The sequence below is a fragment of the Myxococcus sp. CA056 genome (assembly GCF_013336715.1).
Taxonomy (GTDB): domain Bacteria; phylum Myxococcota; class Myxococcia; order Myxococcales; family Myxococcaceae; genus Myxococcus; species Myxococcus llanfairpwllgwyngyllgogerychwyrndrobwllllantysiliogogogochensis.
In genome coordinates, this window is the sequence record NZ_JABUMT010000022.1 from 153,270 (window position 1) to 164,413 (window position 11,144).

12 protein-coding genes and 1 tRNA gene are annotated in these 11,144 nt (G+C 68.4%); 5 read left to right on the plus strand and 8 right to left on the minus strand.

Annotated features, from left to right (window positions below):
* The first annotated feature begins 31 nt into the window (after nucleotides 1-31).
* Nucleotides 32-646, plus strand: a complete 615-nt coding sequence (locus HUA76_RS43035) for a polysaccharide biosynthesis/export family protein (protein ID WP_174458513.1) — start codon at nucleotides 32-34, stop codon at nucleotides 644-646.
* Here HUA76_RS43035 and HUA76_RS43040 read toward each other — a convergent pair.
* From HUA76_RS43040 to HUA76_RS43065, 6 genes are all read right to left on the minus strand, one after another.
* Entirely contained in the window at nucleotides 643-1,470 is an 828-nt protein-coding gene (locus HUA76_RS43040; RefSeq protein WP_174464203.1) for an inositol monophosphatase family protein, read from the minus strand. The genes HUA76_RS43035 and HUA76_RS43040 overlap by 4 nt on opposite strands.
* Before the next feature lie 17 nt (nucleotides 1,471-1,487).
* Entirely contained in the window at nucleotides 1,488-2,048 is a 561-nt protein-coding gene (locus tag HUA76_RS43045; protein WP_174464204.1) for a TlpA disulfide reductase family protein, read from the minus strand.
* Nucleotide 2,049: 1 nt separating this feature from the next.
* Entirely contained in the window at nucleotides 2,050-3,522 is a 1,473-nt protein-coding gene (mpl, locus tag HUA76_RS43050) for a UDP-N-acetylmuramate:L-alanyl-gamma-D-glutamyl-meso-diaminopimelate ligase (RefSeq protein WP_174464205.1), read from the minus strand.
* Nucleotides 3,515-4,705: a serine hydrolase gene (locus HUA76_RS43055; protein ID WP_174464206.1), complete on the minus strand. Its 1,191-nt coding sequence runs from the start codon at nucleotides 4,703-4,705 to the stop codon at nucleotides 3,515-3,517. The genes mpl and HUA76_RS43055 overlap by 8 nt, the downstream gene beginning before the upstream one ends.
* Nucleotides 4,702-5,601, minus strand: a complete 900-nt coding sequence (locus HUA76_RS43060; RefSeq protein WP_174464207.1) for an LD-carboxypeptidase — start codon at nucleotides 5,599-5,601, stop codon at nucleotides 4,702-4,704. The genes HUA76_RS43055 and HUA76_RS43060 overlap by 4 nt, the downstream gene beginning before the upstream one ends.
* 110 nt (nucleotides 5,602-5,711) lie before the next feature.
* On the minus strand, nucleotides 5,712-6,854 hold the full coding sequence (locus tag HUA76_RS43065) for an RsmB/NOP family class I SAM-dependent RNA methyltransferase (RefSeq protein ID WP_371823612.1): 1,143 nt from the start codon (nucleotides 6,852-6,854) through the stop codon (nucleotides 5,712-5,714).
* A gap of 193 nt (nucleotides 6,855-7,047) precedes the next feature.
* Here HUA76_RS43065 and HUA76_RS43070 point away from each other — a divergent pair.
* Nucleotides 7,048-7,120 (plus strand) — tRNA-Asn (locus HUA76_RS43070).
* A 197-nt stretch (nucleotides 7,121-7,317) separates the two neighbouring features.
* Here HUA76_RS43070 and HUA76_RS43075 read toward each other — a convergent pair.
* A complete protein-coding gene (locus HUA76_RS43075) occupies nucleotides 7,318-7,785 on the minus strand; it encodes an SgcJ/EcaC family oxidoreductase (protein ID WP_217440909.1) in 468 nt (155 codons plus the stop codon).
* A gap of 775 nt (nucleotides 7,786-8,560) precedes the next feature.
* Here HUA76_RS43075 and HUA76_RS43080 point away from each other — a divergent pair.
* Entirely contained in the window at nucleotides 8,561-8,713 is a 153-nt protein-coding gene (locus HUA76_RS43080) for a hypothetical protein (RefSeq protein WP_174464208.1), read from the plus strand.
* A 64-nt stretch (nucleotides 8,714-8,777) separates the two neighbouring features.
* Here the strand turns inward: HUA76_RS43080 and HUA76_RS43085 are convergent, their stop codons facing one another.
* Nucleotides 8,778-9,959 carry a VCBS repeat-containing protein gene (locus tag HUA76_RS43085; protein WP_174464209.1) on the minus strand — a complete coding sequence of 394 codons (1,182 nt, stop codon included), beginning with the start codon at nucleotides 9,957-9,959 and terminating at the stop codon, nucleotides 8,778-8,780.
* Between the two features lie 675 nt (nucleotides 9,960-10,634).
* Between HUA76_RS43085 and HUA76_RS43090 the strand changes: the two genes are divergently transcribed.
* Together HUA76_RS43090 and tnpB are read left to right on the plus strand one after the other, a co-directional pair.
* A complete protein-coding gene (locus tag HUA76_RS43090) occupies nucleotides 10,635-10,970 on the plus strand; it encodes an IS66 family insertion sequence element accessory protein TnpB (protein ID WP_174464210.1) in 336 nt (111 codons plus the stop codon).
* Nucleotides 10,970-11,144: IS66 family insertion sequence element accessory protein TnpB (tnpB, locus tag HUA76_RS46655; RefSeq protein WP_217440930.1), on the plus strand; the 175-nt coding region annotated here is incomplete at its 3' end. The genes HUA76_RS43090 and tnpB, both read left to right, overlap by 1 nt.

Sequence of the window (11,144 nt, forward strand, 5' to 3'; positions counted from 1 at the left end):
AAGCTTCCCCGCCCACGAGGTCTCCTCCCGGATGAGAACGCTCCGCCTCTGTCTCGCCCTGCTCCTGTCGGGAGCGCTGTCCGCGTGCTTCGGCTCGGCGCAGCGTCCTCCGCCCCCCACGCCCACGCCAGCGGCCGAGGCGGGTGAGGCCCGCTCCGGCGGCGGCACGCTGGGGCCCGGGGATGTGGTGGAGGTGCGTGTCTTCCAGGAGCCCGAGCACTCCGGGACGTGGCGCCTGTCACCCGAGGGCACCATCGACTACCCGCTGTGCGGCAAGGTGCCGCTGCGCGGGACGACCCCCAGCACCGCGGCGGACACGCTGCGCGAGTGCCTTGCGCGCTACGTGCGCCGGCCGCAGGTGTCGGTGCTGATCCGCGAGTACAACTCGCACAAGGTCTTCGTCTTCGGCGAAGTGCAGAAGCCCGGCACCTTCCCGGTGGATGGAGAGATGTCCATCGTCCAGGCGATTACCCTCGCGGGCGGCTTCACCAAGCTGGCGGCGAAGAACAACACGCTGGTGACGCGCGTGGTGGACGGCCTGGAGCGGAAGATTCGAGTGCCCGTCGAGGACATCGGCGTGGGGCGCGAGAAGAACTTCATGCTCCAGCCCGGCGACATCGTCTTCGTGCCGGAGAGCTTCTTCTAGGGGCGCGGTGTCCAGCCCAGCTCGTCGATGAAGTGCCGGGCCTCGGAGAGCAGCACCGGAGCCAGCGCGGGCGCGGAGGCGATGACGTCACCGCGCATCACGCTGAACGGTGCGCCCGTGACATGGCGGATGACGCCTCCGGCCTCCTCCACGAGCAGCGAGCCCGCGGCGATATCCCAGGGCTTGAGGCCGAACTCGAAGAAGCCATCGAAGCGACCTGCGGCCACATAGGCCAGGTCCATGGCCGCGCTGCCCGTGCGACGCATGCCCTGAGCGCGCAGGACGAAGCGGGTGAAGAGGCCCACCGGCCCCTCCGGCTTCTCGCGGACGTCGTAGGGAAAGCCCGTGCACAACAGCGCCCTGTCCAGCCTGTCCACGGTGCTGGCGCGCAGCGGGCGGCCATTGAGCGTGGCGCCCTCCCCTCGCGCGGCGGAGAACAGCTCATCCAGCATCGGGTCATACACGGCGCCGGCCAGCACGCCGCCAGGGCCCTCCACGGCGACGCTGACGCAGAAGTGCGGCACGCGGTGGGCGTAGTTGGTGGTGCCGTCGAGCGGATCCACCAGCCAGCGCAGGCCATCCGTGCCCGCCGTCGCGCCGCTCTCCTCCGCGAGGATGGCGTGGGTGGGGTGACGCTCGCGCAGGAAGGCGAGCAGCGCCTCCTCCGACGCGCGGTCCGCGTCCGTCACCAGGTCGATGCCACCCTTGAGCTCGATGATGCGCTCGCCCGGGAAGCGGTCGGCGAGGATGCGGCCCGCGAGCCGAGCCCCCTCCTCCGCGGTGCGGCGCAGCTCGGCGGGAGTCTCCGGGGCGGTGTCAGCCATGACGTCTCCTGGGCGGGCTACGGCGCGGGCTCGGCCAGCAGCGCTTCGATTTCCGACTGGTACTTGGTGAGGAACTCCTCGTTGAAGCCCTCGTGGACGTGGCGCACCACGCCGCGCTTGTCGATGAAGTACGTCGTGGGCATGCCGCGCACCTTCAGCGTGCGCTCGGCCACGCGGGCGTTCTCGTCAACGAGGACGGGCAGGCCCACCTTCACTTCCTTCAGGAACGGCTCAATCGCGCGCGCGTCCTCGTCCACGTTGAGCGCGTAGACCTTGAGGCCCTTGGCGCCGTACTCGCGCACGAGGTTCTCGTAGAAGGGCAGCGCGTCCCGACAGGGCTCGCACCAGGTGGCCCACACGTCGACCAGCACCACGCTGCCCCTGTCGCTCACGAGGTCATACAGCTCGCCACCGGGGTAGCGCTTCACCTGGAAGACGAGCGGCTGCGTGGCGGAGACCTGCGTGCCCTGCTCCTCGGGGCCCCCGGGCACGGCGGGCGTGAGGGGCGGCATCGTGCTGCTGCGAGCACAGCCCGTGATGGACAGGACACCCAGGAGGACGGTGAGCGGGAGGCGCATGTCAGGCAGTCTCCCCCGAGCGGGCCTTCAAGGCCACGAGCAGCTTCTCGATGAACCCACCGAAGGCGCCGTTGCTCATCACGAGCAGCACGTCACCGGGGCGAGACTCGCGCGCCACCAGGTCCACCATGGCCTGCACGTCGGTGGAGCCCTCGGCCGCGATTCCCTGGGCCTGGAGGTCCGCCACCAGCTTGCGCACGTCGAGCTCCTCGCCGACGGGCACCTTGTCATGCCGCTCGGGCACCTTGAGGCTGGCGCGGGCCGCGCCGGTGAAGGCGTGGGCGTAGTCCTCCTGGTGGATGTTGCGGCGGCTGGTGTTGGAGCGGGGCTCGAAGATGGCCCACAGCCGACGCTCCGGGTAGCGATGGTGGATGGCGTCGATGGTCTCTCGCACGGCCGTCGGGTGGTGCGCGAAGTCGTCCACCACGAGGATTCCATTCGGCTCGCCGCGAGGCTCCTGCCGCCGCTTCACGCCCCGGAACGTGGACAGGCCCTTGGCGATTTCGTCGAAGGACAGGCCCAGCCCGCGCGCGGCGGCGATGACACTCAGCGCGTTCTCCACGTTGTGCAGGCCGCCCATGGGCAGCTCCACCGTGCCGAGCACCGTGCCGCGCTCCACCACCTGGAAGCGCGCGCCGTTGGCACCGAAGGAGACCTCGCGAGGGACGTAGTCCGCGTCCGCACCCTCCTTCGCGACGTACGTGACGACGCGGCCCTGGCAGCCCTCGCGCGCGAGCTTCACGGCGTTGGGGTACGCGGCGCAGACGATGAGCTGCCCGTCCGCGGGGATGAGCCGGACGAACTTCTCGAACGTCGCCTCGTAGTGGGGCAAGTCGCGGAAGATGTCCGCGTGGTCGAACTCCACGCTGGTGAGGATGGCGGTGCGTGGGCGGTAGTGGAGGAACTTGGAGCCCTTGTCCCAGTAGGCGGTGTCGTACTCGTCGCCCTCGACGACGAAGTGCGGGCCTTTGCCGACGCGGTAGTTGCCCGAGTAGTTCTGGGTGACGCCGCCCACGAGGAAGGACGGGTCCTTGCCGGCCTCGACGAGGACGTGGGCCATCATGGAGGACGTCGTCGTCTTGCCGTGGGTGCCGGCGACGACGACGGAGTGCGAGCGGGCGAGGAAGAGCGAGCCCAGGGCGGCGGGGAAGCTCATCTGCTTGATGCCGCGCTCGCGGACGGCGGTGGCCTCGGGATTCACGCGGCGGATGACGTTGCCGATGATGACAAGGTCCGGCTTCGCGTCGTCCAGGTTCTCCGGGCGGTAGGGCGAGGCGGCGGGGATGCCCCACGCCTTGAGCATGTCGCTCATCGGTGGGTAGACATTCTCGTCGCTGCCGGTGACTTCGTAGCCGGCGGCCTTGAGCATTCCAGCGAAGGAGCCCATGCCGGTGCCCGCCACGCCCACCAGGTGGACGCGGCGGACGCTGCCGGGCTCGAGGGTGTCGAGGACGTTACCGTTGTCGTCAGCCATGCGTTCCCTGCGAGATGGCGGTGAGGCCGAGCGCCTCCACGACGAAGTCATGGAAGACGGGTCGGAAGTCGCGGATGCGCAGCTCCTGGCGGCCGAGCGCCACGCGGTTGGTGACAAGCGCCACCACCAGCGAGCGACGCAGGTCCACCCAGAGACTCGTTCCGGTGAAGCCCAGGTGCCCGACGGCGCCCGGAGGTGAGTCGCCCACGAAGCGGCCCGCGCTGGATCCCACTTGGGACGGTGAGTCGAAGCCCATGGAGCGCGTGCTGCCTTGCACGAGCGCATCCGTGGCGAGCGCGCGGTGCCAGAGCGGGGCTGGCGCAATCACGGGGCTCGTCCCCGCGCAGCCATCGAGCACGGCCTGACCGAAGCGGGCCACGTCCACGGCGGTGCCGAAGAGGCCCGCGTGTCCGGCGACGCCGTCCATCACCCAGGCGTTGTCGTCATCGACTTCACCGGGACGCGTGGGTTGAGTGGGCACGTCCTTCCACAGCGACTCCTGACCGGGCGCGGGCTCGCGGGGGCGCGTGGCGCCGGTGGGTGCGGGCATGGCGTCGGCGGGGAAGTCGGTGAGCCGGTGGAAGCGGGCGGAGAGGCCGAGCGGCTCGGCGACATGGCGGGAGAAGAGCGTGTCGAGCGGGGCGCTGGCGGCGCGGGAGAGAATCTCGCCGAGGAGGATGAAGCCCACGTCGCTGTAAGCGGTGCGAGTGCGAGGCGCGGCGGCGAGCGGCGTGGAGGCGGCGGCCTGGAGGACCTCGTCGCGGACGCGGGAGCGCGCGGCGGAGGGACAGGTGGCGTCGAGCAGCTCGGGGTGGGCGGTGAGTGCCTGGGCGAAGAACGGGACGAAGGGAGGCAGGCCGGAGCGGTGGTAGAGCAGATCCGCGACGGTGGCGCCCGCGTCGCCGACGGGCGAGCCAGGAAAGTAGCGGGACACGAGGGTATCGGGCCCCACCTTGCCTTCGGTCCACAGTCGGAGGAACAGGGCGGTGGTGCTGAGGACCTTCGTGAGCGAGGCGAGGTCGAAGCGCGTGTCGCCAGAGACTTTTCCCGCGACGCCGCCGAAGACCTGGACGCCCCGGTGGAGGACGACGGCCTGGGCGGCGGGGAAGACGCCGATGCCCACGGCCTCGTCGAGCAGTGTCTGGAGGACGGCGATGGGGTGTTGTTCAGGAGGGGCGCTCATGCGCGCACGGCTCCTTCGAGGAATGTGAGCCGGGCCGAGTCCGCGTCCAGGCGGACATGCGTGCCGAGAGCCACGGGGTAGTTGAGGGCACCGTGGCCGATGGGGAAGCCCGCCGCGCAGGGGACGCCCGACTCGCGAGCGAGGTCTCTGAGGACGTCGCCGCTGGTGTAGTCGGTGCCCCGCTCCTCGCAGGCGGTGAAGTCGCCGAGGACGATGCCGCGCACGCGGGAGAAGACGCCGGCGAGGCGCAGCTGGGTCCACATGCGGTCGAGGCGGTAGGGGCGCTCGGTGACGTCCTCGAGGAGGAGCACGGCGCCCTCGAGGGGCGGCAGGTACGGGGTGCCCAGGAGGGTGGCGAAGACGGAGAGGTTGCCGCCGACGAGGTGGCCCTCGGCGGTGCCGGGGACGTAGGTGGCGGTGCCTGTCAGGGGGGGCGGAGCCTCGGGGGACTCGAGGAGGCGGAAGAAGTAGTCGCGGACCTCGGGAGGCTGCTTGCCGAGCTGGGTGAGGACGGGCCCGTGGATGGAGACCCGGCCGAGGACCTGGAGGGCGGCGTGGACGGAGGTGAGGTCGGAGAAGCCGGTGAAGAGGCTCGGCGCGGCGTCGGCGAGGGGAAGGCGCGGGAGGAGCCGGGCGCTGCCGTAGCCACCGCGGGCGCAGAAGATGGCGCGGGCGGAGGAGTCGAGCAGGGCGTGGGAGAGCTCTTCGGCGCGGCGCGAGTCGTCGCCGGCGAGGTAGCGGTAAGCGGAGCCGAGGTCGGGGCGGAGGACCGGGGAGTAGCGCTCGGCGATGACGGCGAGGCCGACGTCGAAGAGGGGGCGGTCGAAGGGCCCGGAGGGAGCGACGACGTGGACGGTGTCGCGGGGGCGGAGCGGGAGGGGCTTGAGCCAACGCACGGGCGCTTCATAGCACCGGGGGGACGGCGGGCATCCGGATTCGAGCCGGGAGCGTTGAGTACTCCCGGACGTCGGAACACGGACACTGCGGTCGCTCGAAGCCCCCTCCCCTACCCGGCCGAGCGCTCCAGGACGGCAGCGAAGAACGCGTCGGTGCCGTGGCTGTGAGGGGCGACGAAGAGGAAGCCGTCGCGAAGACAGGCGTCGGAGAGCCACCCCGCGCCGGGACGGATGAGGCGATAGTCGGGCCGAGCCGCGAGGAAGGCGGAGACGACGTCCTCGTTCTCGGCGCGGTTCACGGTGCAGGTGGCGTAGACGAGCCGTCCGCCCGGGCGCACCAGGTCCGCGCCGCGCTGGAGGATGTCGAGCTGGAGCGGTGGGAAGTGGGCAAGGGCGTCGGGGGTGATGCGAAAGCGTTGGTCAGGGCCGCGGCGGAGGGAGCCCAACTCCGAGCAGGGAGCGTCCACGAGGACGCGGTCGGCGCCGAGGCCCGGGGTGGGAGGGGTCCGGAGGACGTGGACGCGGGTGAGGCCGGCGCGGGAGGAGCGCTGGAGGAGTCGGTCGAGCCTCTCCGGGTCCGGGTCATGGGCGAAGAGGCGGCCGGAGTCGCGCATCGCGGCGCCGAGCTGGAGCGTCTTGCCCCCGGCGCCCGCGCACAGGTCGACCACGGTTTCGCCGGGGAGGGCCTCCAGGAGGAGGCCGAGGAGCTGGCTGCCCTCGTCCTGGACCTCGAAGCGGCCTTCCTGGAGGGAGGGCAGCGCGTAGAGGTTGGGCCGGGGCCCGTCGATGTGGAGGGCGAGCGGGCTCCAAGGGCCCGGGTGGGTGGAGACGCCCTCGGAGCGGAGGCGCTCGGCGAGTTCCTCGCGGGAGGAGCGGAGTGGATTGACCCGGAGGGTGATGGGCCCGGGGACGTTGAGGTGGGCGCAGAAGGCGTCGGCGTCGGGGCCGAGTTCACGGGAGAAGTGGTCAGCGAGCCAATCCGGGAGGGAGTAGCGGAGGGCGAGCGAGGGGGGCGGCGAGGGGTTCAGGGTGGGGACGCCCTCCCCTACCCCGGCGAGCGAGGCGGCCTCGGGAGCGGGGACGTGGGCGAGGCCATGGAGGAAGGCGAAGAGGAGGAGCGGGGGTGGAGCGTCGTCCTGGTCGAGGAGGAAGGCGAGGCGGCGGCGCCAGAGGCCGACGTTGAAGATGGCTTCCTTGAGGGCCTGGCGCTGGTCGCGGGAGAGGGAGCGATGAGCACGGAGGGTCCGATCCACGACGCGCTCAGCGGGGGAGCCGGCGAGCACGAGGGAGATGGCCTCGGATGAAACGGAGGCGAGCCCATCGAGGGCGGACCAGGGTGGCCCCTGGAGCCGGGAGAGCGGATCAAACGGGACAGTTGACAGAGGGGGCTCCGTTCTCTAGAAAGCGCGTCATCGCTGCGGCGCCGTTACCACAGCGAGGACATATTCCCCGATAGCTCAGCCGGTAGAGCGGGTGACTGTTAATCACTAGGTCCGAGGTTCGAGTCCTCGTCGGGGAGCTGAAGAACGAAGGCCCTGCCAGTTTCTGGCGGGGCCTTTTTGTTTTTCTCGGGCCTCTCGATGAAAATCGCGGGGCCTTCGTGACGAAGCCCCTGAGTCCCAAGTGATTCTGCCTCGCGGTGCTGCAGAGGGCGCTCTCGGCTCTCCGCTCCGCAGACCGAGGAGACACCTTCCCTGACATAGGGGCGGCGTGGCTTTACCGCTGCCGTGGCGGTGCGTTCGCGTTGTCCATGTCCGAGACGATCAGCCACGGCCCACCGGGTGCACGACGCAGGGTGAGGGTGAATTTTCCCGTGTCGTCGGCTCTGTTGCCATAACCGTATGCGCCGATGATGTAGCCGCTCGTGCCTTCGGTGGCAAACGCGAGCGCACGTAGCTGCAATAGACCGCCTCCTTGCCCCTCATAGGCGGCCCGGATGGCCGCACGACCACGGACAGGCGGGCGATTGCTCTGGAGTACGAACCCATCCTCCGCGAACAGCGAGGCCAGTGCGGCCGCGTCGCCTGCGCGCCATGCACGCTCGTAGTCGCGCAGCACGCGGTCCAGCGCAGGTGGCAATGCGACATCGGGAAGTCGTGCGGATGCGGCAGGAGCTGGGGTGCTCTGAGCCAGAAGCGGCGCAGTCAACAGCATCGAGCCGAGGACGACGAATGGAAGGCTCATGGACCTCGATCACGGGCGGGTGGTGGGTGTGGCGCCGAATGAGTATTGGAGCGAACACCATAGAACTGGTCTCGAAATTGAGCGAGCAAGTCTGGGAGCGGAAGCTGGGGAGCTCATCGACATGAGAGGGATGGACATGCTCGAAGCTGACCGGTGGACCTGACCGACGAACAGTTGGAGCTGATTGAGCCGCTTCTTCTCGTTAGGAAGCCGAAGAGGGACGACCGGCCTGGGCGGAGCGTTCTCCCTCCCGAAGGAGAGCTGAGCGGGTGAATGGTCCAGCAGCAACGGGCGGGACGGCGTGGACCAAGAGGCGAGGCAGGAGCTGCCAAGCGCGCCCGCCGACACGCGCCCTTGCTGCTTCTGCTCCCGCCCCACTTCTCCACGAGGGGCGCGTACGCCCAATCTTCCCCTGGGGAGCCCGAGGCGACGTCTCCAGTGACCTACGGCGATACCTGTTCTCCATCCACACGGTGATCGCTGACCTCGAGCACGAGCGTGCACCAGAGAAAGTTGCCTGCGGCAAGAAGATGTCGAAGGGGACCGAGGATGACGTGGCGGTGTCGCTCCATAAAGGCAGCAACTTGGCGGAGCTGAGTAATGGTCGGCAGGGCAACGCCAACGCCCGTGCCTACCCAAAAATTCGGGCGCTGCGGGACGAGCGCGCCAAAGCCACATTCAGCAGTCTGTCAATGCGAGGGAGCGAGGCACGCGAAGGGCGTCATCAGCTCGGCATGTCTGCCGAGGCGACATCTTCCCTGGTACAGGGAGATCCTTGGACCGCACCCTCTACCGGCTGCACTACCAGGTGGAGTGCTTCTGCCACGACCTCAGGCGCTTTCGCGCCGCCGCCACCCGTTACGACAAGACGGCGACCTGTTACCTCGCCGTCCTGCACGTCGCGTCCATGCTTCTCTGGCTGCATTAATCAGGGACAGCCCCTAATCCACCCACTTTTCCATTCGGTGCCTGCTTAGGAGATGACTGCCAGCCTACCGTGCCAAAAGCACGTGGACGCGGCTCCAACTGGGGCCGTACCTGTAGAGCAGGGCAATGTCGTCACGGCCATCGCCATCGGCGTCGCCGCTGACCATACGGCCCGTGACGGCGTCTGCGCTGTAGCCGCCGTCACTGCCCCACCAGCCGAGATCGCCCTGGTACTGAAACGAGGCCCCCTTCGAGAGCAAGACATGCGCACGGCTCGAGGCCGCCCCGTACCTGTAGAGCAGGGCAATGTCGTCGCGGCCATCACCATTGAAGTCACCGCTGACCATGCGGCCCGTGACGGCGTCCGGGCTGTAGCCTCCGTCACTGCCCCACCAGCCGAGATCGCCCTGGTACTGAAACGAGGCCCCCTTCGAGAGCAAGACATGCACGCGGCTCGAGGCCGCTCCGTACCTGTAGAGCAGGGCAATGTCGTCGCGGCCATCGCCATTGAAGTCACCGCTGACCATGCGGCCCGTGACGGCGTCCGGGCTGTAACCACCGTCACTGCCCCACCAGCCGAGATCGCCCTGGTACTGAAACGAGGCCCCCTTCGAGAGCAAGACATGCACGCGGCTCGAGGCCGCCCCGTACCTGTAGAGCAGGGCAATGTCGTCGCGGCCATCGCCATTGAAGTCACCGCTGACCATGCGGCCCGTGACGGCGTCTGCGCTGTAGCCGCCGTTACTGCCCCACCAGCCGAGATCGCCCTGGTACTGGAACGAGGCCCCTGTCGAGAGCAGGACATGCACACGGCTCGAGGCGGCGCCGTACCCGTAGAGAAGGGCGATGTCGTCACGGCCATCGCCATTGAAGTCACCGCTGACCATGCGGCCCGTGACGGCGTCTGCGCTGTAGCCGCCGTTACTGCCCCACCAGCCGAGATCGCCCTGGTACTGAAACGAGGCCCCCTTCGAGAGCAGGACGTGCACGCGGCTCGAGGCCGCCCCGTACCTGTAGAGCAGGGCAATGTCGTCACGGCCATCGCCATTGAAGTCACCGCTGACCATGCGGCCTGTGACGGCGTCCGGACTGTAGCCGCCGTTACTGCCCCACCAGCCGAGATCGCCCTGGTATTGGAACCGCGTGGCGAAGGAAGTCGCGTACAGCGCCCCGTTAGTGCCGCCAGTTTCAGGCATCTCATGTGTCACAGCCGGGGCCGCCTCGGCGTCCCGACCGACGTAGACCATTCCTTCGACTTCCTGCGTCTCATCGGGCAGCTCGGCGCACCCGGGCACAAGGGCAATACATCCTACAGCAAGCACGACACCTCTCATAAACATGAATACTCCTTGCAGGCGCTCCTCCCACGCGCGTGAGATCGTGGAGACCTCAACGGAACGGCGTCCCGCCCGCCACGCGTGCAACGGATCCCTGGCTGAGGAACGTCGGACGCTGGAGATACTCTGATCTCACTCGCGTCGGAATTGTCCCTGCGTCGGGGGAAATTTATGGTGCCGTACGCCCCTAACGCAGAAATCTGCGGGGTGATTGTCCGGCTAACGGTCAACACTCCAGTACACTCTGGCGGAGCTCATCGCACGGGGGGCAACACTTCGCATGTTTGAGCAGAGTCACACCGTTTACGATGTGTTTGGGCCATCCGCGACTCAACTGGACTATTTCACCAGAGAGTCCGTCCACAACAAGCTGGTGGACAACCTGTCCCGTGGCTCGTACTTGGTCATTTACGGCTGCACCTACTAGAAACCCGGTTGCAGCAGCATTGGGTGGCAAGGCCACATTCGGCATTGCGTCAAGGCGAGTGAGCGAGGCGCTGAGTCCGTAGAGTTCCTGGGCGGGCGAAGGTACGCGACCGACGGCCGGCGTCCTGAACCGGGGTGGATTCGCCGGTTCACTCCGGCATGCGACGACCCAATCCGGATGAGTGGAAGCAGTTGGTGGAAGAGTTCAAGGCGAGCGGGCTGACTCAGAAGGAGTTCGCGGACAGGCACGAGGTCTCGCTCAGCGCCTTCCAGTACAAGCTGTACAAGAAGCCGAGGTCCACGCTGGGACGGAGGTCCGAATCGACAGGCAGACCACGGGCGATTTTCCTTCCCGTGGAGGTGGTCGCGTCCCCCGTGCCACGGACGCGGGAAGGGCTGATGCTCGAGGTGGCGCTGACGCGAGGAGTGCTCCTGCGTTTCCCGGAGGGCACGCAGGCGGAGTACCTCGCGCATCTCGTGGCGGTGCTCGGCTGATGCTGCTGTTGCCCCGGGCGGTGCGAATCCTTCTGGCACGTGAGCCGGTGGACATGCGTAACAGCATCGATGGGTTGGCGGCGATAGTGCGCGCGGAGTGGAAGGAGAGTCTCTACGCCGGCCACCTCTTCGTCTTCGTCTCGCGGCGCGGGGACAAGGTGAAGATTCTCTCCT